Source organism: Foetidibacter luteolus (assembly GCF_009650435.1).
In the GTDB taxonomy this organism is placed as follows: domain Bacteria; phylum Bacteroidota; class Bacteroidia; order Chitinophagales; family Chitinophagaceae; genus Foetidibacter; species Foetidibacter luteolus.
In genome coordinates this window covers 28,271-46,174 of sequence record NZ_VVIP01000078.1, presented here as the reverse complement: position 1 = coordinate 46,174, position 17,904 = coordinate 28,271, and the positions used below count along the sequence as shown (strand labels likewise).

The following is a 17,904-nucleotide window of genomic DNA, read 5'->3' as shown; positions in this document are numbered from 1 at the left end:
AGGGTTTGAATTATGCTCTGCAAATATTTACAAACCTAAAAATTGAATAAGTTATGACACTCGTAAAACGCAACTACAGAAATCTTGACAACCTGTTCGATGAGTTCTTTGGCAATTTTCCCACTACAGCCTGGGGTAAGGAAGCTGGCTGGAGCACTCCTCCTGTAAACGTTCATGAAACAAATGAAGCTTATCATTTAGAGTTGGTAGCCCCTGCTTTAAGTAAAGAAGATTTCAAAGTAAACCTGGAGAAAGGCTTGTTAACCATTAGTTACGAAAAGAAAAGCGAAACTGAAAACAAGGATTATAAAACCCATCGCAAAGAGTTTAACGTAACCAGCTTTAAGCGCAGTTTTACAGTTGAAGATAATATTAACGTGGAAGGCATACAGGCTAAATACGAAAATGGTGTGTTGAAACTGTTGCTTCCCAAAAAAGAAGAAGTGAAAGTATTACCAAAAGAAATCACTATTCAGTAAACGATTTTTCATAAGCAGTTGGTTTTGATTTGACGGTCCTGCATTTTCATGCGGGACCTTTTTGTGTTATAGGTAGATTTTATAGGGCGCCTTCCAAAGGCACCGGGCTTTTCGCTATTACTCCGCCGCAGGGCCAGCACACAAGCCTTCAGCGGGGTAGCCGCTTCAATCCCTGGCGCTATTGCGGCCATCCCTTTCAATAGTTGCGCAGATATGAACCTGGGCTTAAAATAGTTTTATGCAGTAATTATTGCATCCCGGATTTTACAATCCGATTTTCCGGTTTTAATCAATTTAATACATTAATTAATAAATGTTTAGAGTAAATCACTTTTAATTAATTGTTTATTATTTTCTCCTGTAATTGGCAATTATCAAACCCGCAATAACAAGCAGGCCACTAAACAGGTGAATAGTTAAAAAGCGTTCATGGAGAATCAGGATGGCTTCCGCCGTGCTGAACAAAGGGATCAGGTTGCCGAACAAAGCCGTTCTGGCTGCACCCAGCCTGGCAATGGCCAGGTTCCAGCACAGATAAGATATTACGCAGGCCCCGGCGCCAAGGTATAATATTACCAGCGCCAGGTTAAGGTTCCAGCTAATAGGCGGGGAAACAATTCTTTCATACACAAAAGCTGGTACCAGCATAATAGTACCAAGGCCAAATACAACAAACAGGAACGTTAGCGGCGATATGCCTGCCGGCTTTTTGCGTACCAGTACATTGTAAGCCGCAAACGTGAATGCGCCCACTATGGCCCATACATCCCCGGTGCTGAAATGAAACCTGGCCAGGTTTTGCCAACTGCCCTTGCTGATAAGCAGTACAATACCTGCTATGCAAAGCACAAGCCCAGCAATTCTTAACCAGCTAATTTTTTCTTTCAGGATTATGGCGGCCAGTATGATGGCAAATACCGGGGAAGATGTAGTGGCTATCAATGCCAGGTTAATGGCAGGTATGGTATGGCCGGCTACATACAGGAATGTATTATATAGTGTAACGCCTAAAAACGCAGGAAGAAAAAAATAGCGGGCATTGGTAAGTACCGCCTGCCTGTCTGCCATAAAAGATTTGTACGCGATGGGGGTAAGTATAACCATTGCCGTTGCCCAGCGGAAGAAGGCGAGGCGAACCGGAGGTATATGCTTTATAACGCCTCTTGCTACAATGAAGTTGCCGGACCAGACGATAACCGCCGTAATGGCCAATGCTATGCCCTTAAACTCGTTGCTGAATAACTTTCTTTTGCCCATGCAGCTTGCTACGTTCTACGCAGAGGCTGCAAAGATATGGGCTATGCATACAGCTCAGCACCCGCAAATGCCGATTCGTAATTTCCTTTAATGCGTTCTATCGGCGGGTTAAAGTAGCCAAACTTTACCTGTGTAAACTCTTCATGAATCAGGTCCATCAATTGCTTTACGCCCAGCATTTCGCCGGTTTCGGTAACGCCAATCTGGCCCAGGTACCAGTCAGGGTCAATGTTGAAATTGCGCCACTGTATCATGCTCAGGTCTGTTTCCTGTATCAGCTTTCTCAATGCTTCGTATTCTTCCACAGTATCAGTCATGCCCGGAAAAACAAAGTAGTTAATGCTGGCCCAGCCGCCGTAGCTGCGTACAACTTTAAGGCTTTCCACAATGTCTTCAAACTGGTAGTTGTTGGGGCGATAATATGGTGTGTATATGGATTTACGTGCGGAATTGGTGCTTACCCTTATGCTGTCAAGCCCGGCTTCGCAAAGGGCTCTTACCGCGCTGGGTTTGGAGCCGTTGGTATTTATGTTAATGCTGCCGTTGGGTGTGTGCTTACGTATTTCAATAATGGCTTCACGAATGGTTTCCCACATCAGCAGCGGCTCTCCCTCGCAGCCTTGTCCAAAGCTTACAATGGGGTAGGGTGCGCTTACCAGGTGCGGAACCGTGAACTCTACAATTTCTTCCGCCTTTGGCTTAAAAGTAAGCCTGTCCTGCGTAGATACAATTGTTTCTTCTTCCGGCTGAAAGGATATGCAGCCAATGCAGTTGGCATTACAGGCTGGTGAAGTGGGTACCGGGCACTCCCACCTTCCCAGTGAGAAATTACGGGCAGCCGGGCAATTATATGTCATGCAGCAATTTTCCATCAGGTGCTTTACCAGCCGGTTATGTGGGTAAGCCTGTAGTAAATGCTGTGTTCCTGTTTCAATTTTGGCGGCGTCGTAACCGGCGCACTCCTGGCGTATGTCTTTTTCAATACGTACAGCGGGCACATAAAACTTATCATCCAGCCAGCCTGCGGCAGTATAACAAAACAGCGGCAGGGTAGGCGCATCTTTTTCTGTTTCGTAGGCGGCAATATACAACCCTGTATGTGCAGGTGGTATAAAAGCCGCTACCGCCCAGCCTTTTTCACAAAGGCGCATTTCACCTGTTTTTACATCTATGCCAATGCCCTTACGGCCCGGCAACTCGTACAGGTTGCCGCCATCCGGCAGTTCAATCCATTCTTCTGTGGGTATGGGAAATGCATCCCAGCCGGCACGGCCTACTGTGTAAAGACTGGTGTCTTCAAAAATGTTTCCTTTTCCGTCGGAGTAAAGTATGTATGGCGATTGTTGTAAGATCATGTAGTGAGTAGTGAGTGGTGAGTGGTGAGTAGGGAATGAGTTATATCCCGTCCCTGTTTTACTCTACAAATACCACTGTTAAATTATATGTTTAAAAAAATGTAAACCGGCGTCACAATGCTGCGTAGCGGACAAAGCGTACAAGTGAGTGACACAAGTAAAGCCTCATAGTAGTAATACTGTTTGTCCCCCAAAAAAAAATCAACTGCCGGTCTGTACCGCTTTTGCCTGCTGTAGCCTTGCCCTGCAAAACTCGTTAAATTCCTGTTCCAATTCGGGCGAAACATGCGACTCCAGCTCTCTTTGAAAAATTTTATTGTTTTTATAATCAATGGTAAGCAGGCCATCTTTAAGCACCACATTGGCCAGTTGTGGCCAGCCGTACCTTTTAATGGGAAAATTGTTGATGGTAACGCCTTCATTGTCAACACCAATTTCGCGGGGCAGTTTAACCTGCTTTTCCATAATGGCCGCTACTATAAACAGCAAACCCAGCCATTTGTAGTAGCCGGGCTCGTAAAACCAGCCCACAGCGGCAACCATTAATGGCGTTGAAAAAGCTGGTGGGCCTTTGCGGATAATTCTGAAAACAAGAAAAGTGATTACTATAAGTGTGCAGAGTGCAAAGTAAAATATGGCCGTTTTGCCGGAGGAAACAATACCGTTGTAGGCAAAGGATACAAACGAAAAAAACAACATCAGCCTGCCCAGGTAGTCAAAGAGCCTGGGGTCTGTTTTTTGCAGCGTAACAATATAATCATATTCCCTGCTGCTCATTAGCTGTTGCTTTTTACCAGCAGGTTACACATTTTCCATAAAAGCCTGGCAGCAACGTTGGCATCTTCGCAACCTTCGCCAACGCCTATTTCCACCAAGTCAAAACCAATTATCCTGCGGCCGCTCAGCACCACTTTCTTAAAAAGATAAAGTACCTGTTCTGCTTCAAAGCCGCCAAAAACAGGCGTGCCGGTATTGGGGCAAAGCTTGGGGTCAAGGCCATCCACATCAAAACTTATGTACACTTTATCGGGCAGGTGTGTTACAATTTCATCAACAATCAATTTCCACGTTTCGCCTTCCAACTGCCGCTCTTTTATCTGCTGGTCAAAATAGGTGACTATTTTGTAATTGCTGTTGCAGATGTATTGCCATTCTTCTTCGCAATAATCACGCACACCTATCTGCACCAGTTTGGTTACTGAGGGTACTTCCTCTAACACATTATACATTACCGAGGCGTGAGAATATTTAAAGCCCTCATAGGCTTTGCGCAAATCGCAATGGGCATCAATATGCAAAATGCCAAAGTTATCGTGTTTTTCACCCAGCGCTTTCAGGTAGCCTAAGGATGTGCTGTGGTCTCCGCCAACAATGCCCACCAGTTTATCCTGGTTAAGCAGGTCTGTTGTTTGCTGGTACACCCAGGTATTTAAAAGTGTGCCGCCCTCGTTAATTTCTTTCATGCTTTTGCACATGAATTTATTGTCGGCTACTTCTTCACCCTTGGAGATATAGTCAATATACAGTTCGGCTTCTTTGCGCAAGTAATCGCTTTTAAGTAAAACTTTTTTGTCAATCTCCCGCATGTAAAAGCCTTGTTTCCAGCCATCTGGTACGTCGGCATCAAATATGTCAACGTGCAAGCCAGCTTTAAAAACATGCTCTGCACTGCGGGCAGTACCTGCATTGTAGCTTACCGTAACCTCCCATGGAACCGGTAAGAGAACCACTCTTGAATCATCTTCTGAAAATGGAAGTCCGAATATATTATTGCGGGGGTTAGCTGCGGCATTGGGGTCGAACTTCGATAAATCTGTCATGCAAAAAAAATTGTAAGGGGCTGCAATTTACACCGGAATTTTTATAAAAGAAAATAACCGGTGCTTAAGGCCCCGTTAAGTATTCATTACGAAACGCTTAAAAGCGTGTTGCAAGTTTAGTACCAAAGAGGCAGGGGCATTGGGGCTTTCGGCTGTATGTGGTTGTGGCGGCTGTGGTCCCGGGCTTTTCGCTCATACTCCGGCACAGGGCCTTGGCACAAACCTTCACCGGGGTATCCGCTTCAATCCCGCAGCCCATGAAGCGGCTGGAATACTATTTGGCTTCCCCGCAGGATAGAATGCGCACCTAACCGGCAGGCCATTTAACGTTAACATATTTTCACAATTCAACCATTCTTTATTTACCTGATTATCATAATTGCAACCTACTTTTGCAGCAGAAATTAACATATAATGAAGAAGACCCATATTATTGCGCTTGTGCTGATTGCTGTGGCCATTGCCGTATTAATCAGCTACATGGGTAACGTTACAACTTATGACACCATTGCTTCGGCCAGGAAAAACGAAGGAAAATTTGTACACCTGGTGGCCAAAATTGACAAAAGCAAACCCTTTGTTTACGACCCCATAAAAGACCCCAATTACCTCGCTTTTACCGCCCTTGACACACTGGGCAACTCAATAGACGTAGTGTACCGCAACAGCAAACCAACTGATATGGAAAAAAGCGAAAGGCTGGTGCTGGGCGGCAAAGTAAAAGACGGCAGGTTTGAATGCAAGGACATATTGCTAAAATGTCCCTCCAAATACAAAGACGATATTAAAGCGGCACAAAAAGAACTAAACGCTTCTACAGAAACTTATTAAGCAGTCCACGGGTTTTGATCAGCAAGTAACAAGCAATGAATTATACAGGCGAACATTTACTCCCAGGCCAAATAGGCCATTTTTTTGCGGTACTTTCTTTAGTAGCATCACTGGTAGCCACCTTAGCGTATTACTCGGCCAACAGGGCACTGCTTCCGGCTGATAAGCAAAGCTGGCTTAAGCTGGCCAGGGGGGCTTTTTTGGTAGAAACTGTTTCTGTACTGGGTGTTTTCTCCTGCCTGTATTATATTATTACCAACCACTATTTTGAATACAAATATGCCTGGCAGCATAGCGACAGGATAATGGATACCCAATACCTGCTAAGCGGTTTTTGGGAAGGGCAGGAGGGCAGCTTTCTGTTGTGGAGTTTCTGGCATTGTGTGCTTGGCTGGATATTGATTGCCACTACCAAAAAGCTGGAAGCGCCGGTAATGACAGTGGTGAGTTTTGCACAGTTTTGCCTGGCTACCATGCTGCTGGGTGTTTACGTGTTTGATTTGAAGATAGGTACCAGCCCCTTTGTGCTGATGCGCAACGAAGGCATGTTTGACAATGCCCCGGCCTTCAGGGATATAGCCACCGGCGCACTGCGGCAGGATTATCTTTCCCTTATACAGGATGGTAACGGCATCAGCATATTGCTGCAGAATTACTGGATGGTGATACACCCACCGGTACTGTTCCTTGGTTTTGCTTCAACCATCGTACCCTTCGCTTTTGCTTATGCAGGTTTTGTAAACAATAATGACGAATGGATAAAACCCGTATTGCCCTGGGCCTCTTTTTCCGCGGCGGTGCTGGGCACGGGCATAATGATGGGCGCCGCATGGGCTTACGAAAGCCTTAGCTTTGCCGGCTACTGGGCATGGGACCCTGTGGAGAATGCCTCCCTTGTGCCCTGGCTTATACTGGTTGGCGGGCTGCATACCAACCTTATCTATAAAAGCACCGGCTACTCCCTGCGTACCACTTATCTTTTTTATTTTCTGTCATTTATATTAATACTTTATTCAACCTTCCTTACACGTAGCGGCATACTGGGCGATACTTCTGTACATGCCTTTACCGGCGCTGATATGAACGTGCAGTTGTACCTGTTTATGGCTTTGTTTATATGGCTGCTTAACGTAACCGGTGCGGCAGATATTAAACAAAAACTAATTGTTACAGGTTTTTTTGTAGGCACATTGGTTGCCGGTTATTTTTATCCGCCAACCATGTTACTTTCATTTTTTGGCGGGCTCGGTATTGTATATTATTACCTGCAAAAAAATGTACCCTCGGTTAATAAAGAAGAAAGCAGCTACAGCCGCGAGTTTTGGATGTTTATAGGGGCTTTGGTGTTGTTCCTGGCCAGTATTATCATATCCTTTAAAACATCGGTGCCGGTATTCAATAAACTACTCGGCACTAAAATGGCCAACCCGGAAGAACCTGAATTCTCTTATAACCAGGTGCAAATATTTATTGCCATCATTATAGGCATACTTACCGCCGCCACCCAATACCTGCGGTATAAGGATACGCCTAAACAGCTATTTGTAAAGAAAGTGTTGTGGCCTACAGTTGCAGCAATTGCGTTAAGCCTTTTAATCAGCGTATTTGGGGGTATTCAGTACGATAAACATGGTGTTGGATTCCTGGCAGCCATTCATATTGCATTGTTTGCCAGCGCTTACGCTGTGGTTGCCAATGCCAGCTATATATGGATTGGCCTTAAAGGCAAACTGAAAAGTGCCGGCGCATCTGTGGCGCATGTAGGTTTTGGGCTGGTGTTATTAGGTGTATTGCTTTCATCTGCCAAAAAAGAGGTGCTTAGCAAAAATACCAGCGGGATTGCTTTGTTTGAGAAAACAAAAAATGAAGACCCCGCCGAAAATATGACTTTGTTCCAGGGTATTAAAACAGACATGGGTAAATACCATGTTACCTATGTTAATGATACCTTTGGGCATGAAGCCAACAAACGCTTTTTCAAGCTGGCATTTGAGCACAAAGCCACCGGTGAAAATTTTACGCTTTATCCTGATGTAATCAAAGGCAAAGGAGACAATGCCGAACCTGCCGCCAACCCCGATAAAAAGCATTACGCCAACAAGGATATTTTTGTGTACGTAAGCTCGTGGCTGGATGCAGATAAAGCGGATACCAGCTCTTTTCAGCCGCGGGAAATGAAAACCGGAGATACCACTTTCTACTCAAACGGCTTTATTGTTTTAAATAAAGTGGATATTAACCCGGCACAGGTAAACAGGCCTGTAAACCCGGGAGAAACCGTAATGCTGCTGGATATGACTGTGTTTGCCAAAAACGGAGCGCAATACCCGGTAAAGCCTGGCATTGCACTGGCAGGCAATACCATCCGCAACCTGCAGGATTCTGTAATAGCGCAAAACCTGGTTTTGAAATTCAATAAAGTGAAGGATGAGAAAAACGGCATACTGGAAATAGGCCTTAAAGAGGCCAGCATTATGAACAATGCCATCACGCTTAAAGTGTACGAATTTCCCTTCATTAACATACTCTGGATTGGTATCATCATTATGGTTATTGGTTTTATTATGAGTATCCGCTACCGTTATAGAATGCGTAAACTTAACGTGGTTAAATAATCTTCCTGAATACATGTACATCTTATACCGGTGCCCGGCATCGTACATTACTGGTTTTCAGTCACCGCAACTTCCTTATCTTAGCAGCCCTAAAATAACACCCCTATGTCAAATATCTTGATTGTGGATGACGAGCGTGCCATCAGGAATGTGTTGAAAGACATACTTGGCAACGAAGGTTTTAAGGTTACGGAAGCCGCTGACGGTGAAGAAGGATGGAAATACTTTACTTCTAACAGCTACGACGTTGTGCTTTGCGATATCAAAATGCCTAAAATGGACGGCATTGAGTTTTTAACAAAGGCCGGTGAAGTGAACCCGGATGTGCCCATTATTATGATAAGCGGCCACGGTACCATTGAAACAGCCGTTGATGCGGTGAAAAAGGGCGCCTTCGATTACATATCCAAACCGCCGGATTTAAACCGCATGCTTATTACCATACGCAATGCCATGGATCGTAATGTGCTAAGCAAAGAAACCCGTACGTTGCGCCGCAAAGTGGCCAAAGTGCAGGAAATGATTGGCGAAAGCGATGGCATTACCCGTATTAAAGAAACCATTGAAAAAGTGGCGCCAACCGATGCCCGTTGCCTTATTACCGGCGAGAACGGCAGTGGCAAGGAACTGGTGGCCAGATGGATACATGCCAAAAGCAACCGCGCCGATGGAATGATGATAGAAGTTAACTGCGCGGCCATACCCAGCGAGCTGATTGAAAGCGAATTATTCGGCCATGAAAAAGGTTCTTTTACATCGGCCATTAAACAACGTATCGGCAAGTTTGAGCAGGCTAATGGCGGCACACTTTTCCTGGATGAAATTGGCGATATGAGCCTTAATGCGCAGGCAAAAGTGCTGCGGGCATTGCAGGAAGGCAAGATTACAAGGGTAGGGGGCGATAAGGAAATTCCGGTAGATGTGCGGGTGATTGCCGCCACCAACAAAAACCTGATGAAGGAAGTGGAAGAAAAGAACTTCCGGCTTGACCTTTACCACCGCCTGAGCGTTATACTGATTCATGTACCGTCTCTGAATGAGCGCCGGGATGATATCCCGCTGCTGGTAGATAAATTCCTGAGCGATATAGCGGAGGAATATGGACAGGCCAAAAAGCTGATTGATAAAAAAGCAATGGATGCCTTGCAAAAGCACGACTGGACGGGCAATATCCGCGAACTGCGCAACGTGGTGGAAAGGCTGGTTATTTTGTCTGGCAAATCCATTATGCTGGAAGATGTTACCAATTACGTACTGCCCAACTGATATAACGGGAGAAGTGTGGCAGAAACGTAGATAACGTTACTTCTCCCTATCTTTTCCATGAGCCATCCACGCCAAACAGTTATTGTTGTTGCCGGCCCAACAGCCGTTGGTAAAACGGCGCTGGCTATACAACTGGCACAACATTTTGGCACAGAAATTATCTCTGCTGATTCCCGCCAATGTTACCGTGAACTCAATATTGGCGTGGCCAAACCTTCTGCCGCAGAATTACAACAGGTAAAGCATTACTTTATTAACAGCCACGGCATTCAGGAAGAGGTAAATGCCGGTACTTTTGAGTTGTACGCTCTTGAAAAAACGGAGGACATCCTTAAGCACAACAGTGTTGTAGTAATGGTTGGCGGTACGGGCCTTTACATAAAAGCCTTTTGTGAAGGCATGGACGAAATGCCTGCCGTGCCACTACAGTTACGTAACAGCATAATTGCCGGTTACACAAGTAACGGGTTGCAATGGTTGCAGGATGAAGTAAAAAACGCCGACCCCGCTTTCTGGGCTGTTGCCGAACAGCAGAACCCGCAACGTTTAATGCGGGCCCTGCAAGTGGTGCAGGCAACAGGTAAATCCATTACAACATTTAGAAAAGGCAATAAGGTTAACCGTCCTTTTCACATCATTAAAACAGCTCTTGAACTGCCCAAGGAAGCCCTGCATGCCCGCATTCACCAACGTGTTGATATGATGATGCAGGCGGGGCTGGAAGCGGAAGTAAAAAGCCTGCGGCACTTAAAGCATATAAACGCGTTACAAACGGTTGGCTACCGGGAATTGTTTGATTATTTTGACGGCCACTGCACACTTGAAAAAGCGGTTGACCAAATTAAAACCAATACCCGCCAGTATGCCAAGCGGCAAATCACCTGGTTTAAAAAAGACAGTGCTATTAAATGGTTTAATCCGGAAAAATATGAGCATTTGGTAAACTATGTTGAGCAGCAGTTGTAAATACATTTTTGGGACGAACTTTGTTGCTGCTATGAGGCTGCGGTTGTGTCACTCACTTGTACTGAAGCAATTCTATTCACCAATTGCTTCAGTAGCCTGCCCTGAGCAAAACGAAGGGACTTGTCCTCTACCCGCCATTGTGCAGCACGCTTTAACTTATTAATCAGTCTTAATATAACAGTATGGATACAAGACAGGCTTATAATGTTTGGGCCGGTCAGTATGACACCAACATCAACAAAACAAGAGACCTCGAAGCCACCGCCTTGCGGGAAACGCTCGGCAACATACCCTTTGATGCAGCCCTTGAAATTGGCTGTGGCACAGGTAAAAACACGGTTTGGTTAAAGGAGCATGCAAAACAGTTAACATCCGTTGATCTGTCGGAAGAAATGCTTGCCAAAGCAAGGCAAAAAGTGAATGATGCGCATGTAAAGTTTGTGCAGGCCGATATTATGCAGCCCTGGCACTTTGCTGAAAACAATCAGTACAACCTGGTTAGCTTTAGCCTGGTGCTGGAACATATTGAAAACCTTTTCCCGGTATTTCAGCAGGTGTCATCCGTATTATGTCCGGGTGGGTATGTATATATTGGCGAACTGCACCCTTTTAAGCAATACGCAGGCTCCAAAGCCCGGTTTGAAACAGAGAACGGCACGCAGATAGTAAATTGTTTTAATCATCATGTTTCAGACTTTACAGAAGCGGGTAAAGAATATGGATTGGATGTGTATGATGTCAAGGAATATTTTGACGACAACGACAGGACAACGCTTCCCCGGCTGCTGGTTGCAGTGCTGAAAAAAAATAATGTGTAAGGTTATGGTACACTGAACAGTTTATACTTATTCCTTTTCTCGTAACTGCTTTCTCCCGATAATGTAAATGGTTAAGCGCTATCACCTTCAATTTTGCCGGCAATTAACAATGCTATGGGCAAACAATCAGGTAATTATTATAGAACATTTTCTTTTGTACTCGTATTGCTGTTGTCTGTTATTACTGCACAGGCTGAAGTACCAGGTTCCGGCGCCATTAAGGGAAAAGTGGTTACAGCCGATAAAAAGCCGGTGTATGGCGCTTCCATTCATGTAAAAAATATCAACCGGGAATCTGTTTCTGAAGAAGACGGCACCTTTGTAATAGAGAACCTGCAGCCAGGTTCTTATACGTTAAATGTTTCTTTCATTGGTTATAGTTCAGCCGAACAATCTGTTACCGTAATTCAAGGCCAGGCCTCTGTTATAAGTATAGAGCTTAAAGTAACCCAACAACAGCTCACGGAGGTAACCATTACCACAGGCCATAACCGTTTTAATAAAAAGGAAACAGACGATGTAGCACGGCTGCCGCTGAAGAATATTGAAAACCCGCAGGTGTATACCATTGTTACCAAGGAAATCATGAAAGAGCAGCAGGTAACAGACTATAACAGCATTTTCAAAAATATTCCCGGCGCAGGTGTGCCTGTAGTGTATAACCAGGGCAGGAGTGCCATGCTGTCCCGCGGGTTTACTACCGCCAATCTTATACGCAACAGCATTTCGGGGTTTGTTTATACCAATATAGACCCTGCCAACCTTGAAGTACTGGAAGCGGTAAAAGGCCCTTCCGGCACACTGTTCAACAGTAGCCAGATTTCTTTTGGCGGCCTTTTTAACCGGGTAACCAAAAAGCCCAATGAATACCGCAGGGGCGAGATTAGTTATACTGCCGGCAGTTACAATCTTAACAGGTTAAGTTTTGATATCAACAGTCCCTTAAACGACGATAAAACGGTGCTTATGCGTGTTAACGGGGCACTGCATACGGAGCAAAGTTTCCAGGATGCCGGTTTTACCCGCAGCATGATGTTTGCCCCGAGCTTTGTTTACAAAGCCAGCGACAAACTGTCTTTTTTGCTGGATGTGGAAGCATCTAACTTCAATGCAACCTCACCTGTCAGGTTTGCACCCGCACGTACAGGTAAAGTAACCAATATAAAAGACCTGGGTATGGACTACAAGAGGTCGTTTACGAATAATTCCCTGGATTACGTTACCCAACAGCTTAATGTGTTTGGGCAAATCAACTACCGCCTTTCAGGCCAGTGGAAACTGCAAACATTCTTTACCCGCACTTACTCCGCCACCAAAGGCTATGTTACACAGTTGATAGGCCGTACAGACAGTACGCTGCAGCAAAGCGTGCAAAAAGAAAATTTTCCTTACAACGGTACCGAAATACAACAGAACATTGTGGGCGATTTTAGAATAGGCAGCATGAGGAACCGGCTGGTGGCAGGCATTGATTTTTATAACCAGCGCAGCGACAGGACTACGCCGACCATTACCCTGCCCGCCATTAATTTTAAAAGGCCCGGCGAGGCATACAACTATTTTAATGCCGATAAGGTTGACTCGGCCGCGGCACACAGCGCTTATTCCATTTACCGCACAAATGAGTACACTTACAGCGCCTATGTTTCGAATGTTATTGACATTACGGTACGCTTTAAGGCAATGCTTAGCCTGCGATTTGACAGGTTTATTAACAAAGGCACTTATTATCCCGGGCTTGATTCTACCGATGGCGCTTTTTCGCAAAACGCACTATCCCCAAAGCTGGGTTTGGTGTATGAACTGGTAAAAGATGAAGTGTCTCTTTTCGCTAATTACATGAATGGCTTTAACAACATCGGCGGTACCGATTTTAACGGTGTGCCCTTTAAACCCCAGCAGGCCAACCAGTGGGAGGCAGGTATGAAACTGGACGCCTTTGAACATAGGCTTAGCAGCACCATCAGCTATTACAATATTGATGTAACCAATACAACCAGGGACGACCTTGACCACCCCGGCTTTAACCTGCAGGATGGCACACAATTAAGCAAAGGCATAGAAGCAGAAGTGATTGCCAACCCTTTTGGCGGCTTAAACATAGTTGCCGGCTATGCGTATAACAACAGCAAATACACCCTTTCTAACAAAAATGTGGAAGGTCTTAGGCCTGCCACTGCCGGACCGGCACACCTTGCCAACCTGTGGATAAGTTACAGGCTGATGGGCGGAGCGGCAAAAGGGCTTGGCTTTGGCATAGGCGGCAATTACGGCAGCTCTTCTTTCCAGACAAATACAACAACGTTTGCTTTTTCCATACCCTCCTATACTGTACTTGATGCCACTGTTTTTTACGACAAGCCAACTTTTCGCATAGGTGTTAAGGTTGACAACCTTGCCAATGAAAAATACTGGTCGTTCAGGCTGGCGCCGCAAATGCCAACAAGGGTAACCGCTAACATTACTTTCAGATTTTAAATGATATGGCAGAGAAAAAGAAGAAGACCATAAAAAATACATTCCGCATTGTTCACCGCTGGCTCGGACTTGTGTCCGGGCTGGTGGTTTTTATAGTAGCCATTACCGGCGCCTTGTATGTTTTTGAAGAAGAAGGGCGGGAAGCCTTTCAGCACCAATATTACCATATTGCTGAAAGCAACGCCCCCCGTTTGCCGCTTGACAGGATGATTGATACCTTTCGTTCTTATTACCCTAACGAAAAGATTACCAGCATACGCTTTAAAGAAACCAGCGATGCGGCTTTTGTATTCCTTACTGATAAGCGCCTGGTAACCATTAACCCGGTTACCGGTTTTGTTACAGGCGTGCGGGATAAGAACAGGGATTTTTTTACGGTCATCCAAAAAATTCACACCGGGCTTTACATGGGGGAAGTGGGTACTCAAATAGTAAAGTGGAATGTGCTGATATTTTTCATCATGTGCATCAGTGGATTGATATTGTGGTGGCCTAAACAAAAAAGGTTCTTACGCCAGGCTATACGCCTAAATTTTAGAACAACCAACCGTAAACGCCTTGTGTGGGATATGCATAGCGTGCTGGGCTTTTACGCCTTGCTGGTGCTGTTGATTATTTCCCTTACCGGCCTGTTCTGGACTTTTGACACCGTTAAAAGCATTGCATCGTTTATAACTACCGGCAGCGCCAGTGTTAACAACAAAAAAGTAACGGCAAAGGCGGGCAAAGCAAAACAAGTGCTTTCTGTGCAGGATGCTTACCTGGCAGCTACAACCGCTTTTCCAGGTGCAAAGGAAACTTTTGTTACCCCCGCTTCCGGTAAGGAAGCTATTACCCGTGTAATTATGCGTTACCCCTACAGCATTGTGCGAAAGCAAAACACATTATACTACAATGCGGTTACAGGTAAACTGGTAAAAGCGGAGCAGTACAAAAACTATACAGGATACGACAGGATAGCCAGAAGCAATTTTGATTTTCATACCGGCCGCATCAGGGCTTTGGGCATAGGCAGTAAAATTGTGTATTTCCTGGCCTCGCTGGTAGCGGCATCCCTGCCTGTTACCGGCTTTCTTGTTTGGTGGGGCAGGCGAAAAAAGAAGTCGCCTGCAAAAGCCAGTGCCGTTTATATTACAAGGCCAAGCCCTATTGTATAAAAGCACCTGAATAGTTAAAGCCATTTACACGGTGCCGCATAGCGGATTGAACGTACAAGAGTGCGACGCAAGCAAAGCTCAATAGTAGTTCGTGCTGCCGGGCCCATAAAATTCCTGCTTTAGGTAACGTATATAAAGGGTTTGCAATACTGTAAAATACATTATGCCCAATGCTTCATGTTGTGCCATAACATAAAGCATTGGGCATGTTTAATTGATGAACTGGTATTTTAATAACCATTACTGGTTCATACCTTCCATAGCGTTTGCCTGGCCTTTGGTATTCTGCCTCTTGAACAGCGACATGTCCATTTTTCCAAAGCGGTAGGAGAATGTAAGCCGTACCATTTGCGGGTTGTTAAGGCGGTAGTAATTCTGCACAAAGAAATCGCTGGTAGAGTATTGGTCAGACTTACGTGTTCTGAAAATATCGCTTACGGTTAAAGTAACAGTAGCCGCGTTGTTTTTAAGAAAGCTCTTTTTTACAGCGAAATCCATACCCCAGAACGGCCTGATAAAACCCTGGGATGAAGCCTGCGCCTGCTGCATGGGAGGGCCGCCACCCTGGTTGGTATTGTTGGTTACCGGCAGGTTGGTTTTGCTCTGGTAATCGGCAGAAAGCTGCAGGGAGAAATTCTTTGGCAGCTTAAAGTTGCTGTTGAACTTGCCAAACCAACTCCACATGGCATCCTGCGATGTGCCGGTTAAATTATCGGTATTGATTTTAGACTTATAAATATTAATGTTGCTGGTAATATCCCACCACTTGGTAAGGTAGTTAACGGAGGTAAATTCTGCACCTACTGAGTAAGAAGAGTTGGCGTTCTCATACGTGTTAATGATATCCTTACTGCCGGTTGCGGGGTTAATAGCCGTATCGAGATAGCGGGTAATAAGGCCTGTAGTATGCTTGTAGTACACCGATGCCAGTATATTGTTGTTGCCGCTGAAGGTTTTACCGTAAGAAAACTCCAGGGAGTTGGTAAACTCCGGTACCAGGTTGGGGTTACCGCTTGTAATGTTAAGGCTGTCTGTATAATCTGTATAAGGGATTAACTGGAAAAAGTTAGGCCTGTTAATGCGCCGGGTAAAGCTTAACTGAAGCTCCTGCTTGTGGTTTAACTTTTGGCTCAGAAATACAGACGGGAACAAATTAACCGGGTATTTATTGCTGAACTTTTCGCCTGTATTGGTAAGCTCGCCGTTGTAGTTAGAGCTTTCCGCCCTTAAGCCAAGCTGGTAACCAAAATCTTTAAAACCACTTGTAACAGAAACATAAGCAGCATACACGTTGTCTTTGTTTTTGTAGTTGGTGGTGCCGGTATTTACTTTGCTGTAATCGCCTGCGCCTACAGCTTTAAGGTAAGTATCTGTGTTATTTGTGGTATTACGCAGTTGTACGCGTACACCGGTTTCAATTTTTGTTTTGCCTTTTAATGGTTTTACGTAATCTGTTTGAATGGTTACAAACTTATTGGTACCATCGCCAATTACCTGCTGGTATTGTGTGCCGGTAACGTTACCGTTGGGGGCGGAATAATAGTTGGTGGTGTATAAGGCTTCGTTATTGTTTTTTCCTGAAAAATAGTTGATATCGCCGGTAAGCTCCTCGCCCTGTTTGGGAAAGTTGTGCTTAAAACCTAACTGCAGGCCATTGGCATTAAACTCTCTCTGGCTGTTGGAAAGGCGTTGACTGTAACTGCTTACTTTACCGGTGTTATAAAGGCTGTCGGTAGTAAGGTCAATGGTTTCGCCGGGTTTAAACTCGCCATGTACTTTAATAAAAGCGGCAGAAAGGGTGGTCCTGTTGGTTAAGAAGTAATCAAGCCCCAGCCTGCCAAACATAAAGCCACCGTTTGTTTTGTTGGTGTTCTGCTGAAAAACCTGGGTATTTACATCGCCAAAATTCAAACGGTCTGTAGTGCCGGTGGTACGGTTACGCATCTGGTTTGTCATAAAGGCGGCGGAGAAGTTGAACTTGTCCTGGCGCAGGTTAAAATTGCCACCGCCGTTAATGCCGCCACGCCTGTCAACACCAGCCATAATGTTACCGTTATAGCCACTCTTCTTATTCTTCTTTAATACAATATTCAGTATGCCCGCATTACCGCCTGAGGCATCATATTTTGCAGAAGGGTTGGTAATTACTTCCACGCTTTCAATGGCGTCGGCGGGTATCTGGTCAAGAGAAAGGGTAGTGGGCCTTCCATCTATATAAAGCTGGGGGGCGGCGTTGCGCAATTTAACATTGCCGTCAATATCCACCTGTAGAGATGGTACGTTGCGCATTACATCCAGCGCTGTTCCACCGGCACTGGTAATATTCTTTTCTACATTAAATACTTTTTTGTCAATATCCATTTTCATCAGTGGCTGGCTGGCGGTAACGGTTACGCCCTGCAGCACATTGGCATCCGCGGAAAGTTTAATGTTGCCAAGGTCTTTGTCAAACGATGGCATGCCGCCGCCGGTACCACCTGGTTTGGGGCCGCCGGCAGGCATAAAGGAAATCGTTTGTTCCACATCTTTAAAACCTACAGCGGATATTTTTAGTTTCAATGGCCCAAACATGGGCAGTTCTTCCAGGCTAAATTCGCCATTGCTTTTTGTTGTAAGGCCTTTCAGCAGTACATCTTTTTTCTTTTTTGTGGCTGTGTCTAACTTGTTCTGCAACAATATTACAGATGCTTCAGCCACCGGTTTGCCCGCACTGTCAACCACTTTGCCATAAATATGGCCAATGTTGGCGGCAGCGCCACCGCCGCCGGGAAACTGTGCCTGTAACTGCACGTAAGAAATGATGATGCCAAGAAGGAGTAACAACTTTTTCATAAAACTTTTTTTGACACGGCAACAATATCT

Annotated in this window: 13 protein-coding genes; 8 read left to right on the top strand and 5 right to left on the bottom strand. The window is 45.2% G+C overall.

Annotated elements, in window-relative coordinates:
- The first annotated feature begins 53 nt into the window (after positions 1–53).
- On the top strand, positions 54–479 hold the full coding sequence (locus F0364_RS24315) for an Hsp20/alpha crystallin family protein (protein WP_153800420.1): 426 nt from the start codon (positions 54–56) through the stop codon (positions 477–479).
- Positions 480–827: 348 nt separating this feature from the next.
- On the opposite strand, the gene F0364_RS24310 is transcribed toward F0364_RS24315, so the two are convergent.
- The 4 genes from F0364_RS24310 to F0364_RS24295 all read right to left on the bottom strand — a co-directional run bounded on the left by F0364_RS24310 (position 828) and on the right by F0364_RS24295 (position 4,911).
- Complete coding sequence (locus F0364_RS24310; RefSeq protein WP_153800419.1) at positions 828–1,736, bottom strand: DMT family transporter; 909 nt, start codon at positions 1,734–1,736, stop codon at positions 828–830.
- A 41-nt stretch (positions 1,737–1,777) separates the two neighbouring features.
- Complete coding sequence (locus tag F0364_RS24305; RefSeq protein ID WP_153800418.1) at positions 1,778–3,091, bottom strand: radical SAM family protein; 1,314 nt, start codon at positions 3,089–3,091, stop codon at positions 1,778–1,780.
- 201 nt (positions 3,092–3,292) lie between these two features.
- The gene (locus F0364_RS24300) at positions 3,293–3,868 is read right to left on the bottom strand and encodes a hypothetical protein (RefSeq protein ID WP_153800417.1); all 576 of its coding nucleotides are present in this window, start codon (positions 3,866–3,868) and stop codon (positions 3,293–3,295) included.
- Positions 3,868–4,911 carry an agmatinase family protein gene (locus tag F0364_RS24295; RefSeq protein ID WP_153800416.1) on the bottom strand — a complete coding sequence of 348 codons (1,044 nt, stop codon included), beginning with the start codon at positions 4,909–4,911 and terminating at the stop codon, positions 3,868–3,870. Before F0364_RS24295 ends, F0364_RS24300 begins: the two co-directional genes overlap by 1 nt.
- Before the next feature lie 414 nt (positions 4,912–5,325).
- Between F0364_RS24295 and F0364_RS24290 the strand changes: the two genes are divergently transcribed.
- The 7 genes from F0364_RS24290 to F0364_RS24260 all read left to right on the top strand — a co-directional run bounded on the left by F0364_RS24290 (position 5,326) and on the right by F0364_RS24260 (position 15,042).
- Entirely contained in the window at positions 5,326–5,742 is a 417-nt protein-coding gene (locus F0364_RS24290; protein ID WP_153800415.1) for a cytochrome c maturation protein CcmE domain-containing protein, read from the top strand.
- A 35-nt stretch (positions 5,743–5,777) separates the two neighbouring features.
- Positions 5,778–8,357, top strand: a complete 2,580-nt coding sequence (gene ccsA / locus F0364_RS24285) for a cytochrome c biogenesis protein CcsA (protein WP_153800414.1) — start codon at positions 5,778–5,780, stop codon at positions 8,355–8,357.
- 105 nt (positions 8,358–8,462) lie between these two features.
- Positions 8,463–9,623: a sigma-54-dependent transcriptional regulator gene (locus F0364_RS24280; protein WP_153800413.1), complete on the top strand. Its 1,161-nt coding sequence runs from the start codon at positions 8,463–8,465 to the stop codon at positions 9,621–9,623.
- 57 nt (positions 9,624–9,680) lie between these two features.
- A complete protein-coding gene (miaA, locus tag F0364_RS24275) occupies positions 9,681–10,589 on the top strand; it encodes a tRNA (adenosine(37)-N6)-dimethylallyltransferase MiaA (RefSeq protein WP_153800412.1) in 909 nt (302 codons plus the stop codon).
- Between the two features lie 182 nt (positions 10,590–10,771).
- Positions 10,772–11,407, top strand: a complete 636-nt coding sequence (locus tag F0364_RS24270) for a class I SAM-dependent DNA methyltransferase (RefSeq protein WP_153800411.1) — start codon at positions 10,772–10,774, stop codon at positions 11,405–11,407.
- A gap of 114 nt (positions 11,408–11,521) precedes the next feature.
- Positions 11,522–13,885, top strand: coding sequence for a TonB-dependent receptor (locus F0364_RS24265; RefSeq protein WP_153800410.1), 2,364 nt, complete (start codon positions 11,522–11,524; stop codon positions 13,883–13,885).
- A 5-nt stretch (positions 13,886–13,890) separates the two neighbouring features.
- Positions 13,891–15,042 (top strand): PepSY-associated TM helix domain-containing protein, encoded by a 1,152-nt coding sequence (locus F0364_RS24260; RefSeq protein ID WP_153800409.1) that lies wholly within the window; start codon positions 13,891–13,893, stop codon positions 15,040–15,042.
- A gap of 240 nt (positions 15,043–15,282) precedes the next feature.
- Here the strand turns inward: F0364_RS24260 and F0364_RS24255 are convergent, their stop codons facing one another.
- Positions 15,283–17,874 carry a TonB-dependent receptor gene (locus F0364_RS24255; RefSeq protein ID WP_153800408.1) on the bottom strand — a complete coding sequence of 864 codons (2,592 nt, stop codon included), beginning with the start codon at positions 17,872–17,874 and terminating at the stop codon, positions 15,283–15,285.
- Positions 17,875–17,904 lie beyond the last annotated feature (30 nt).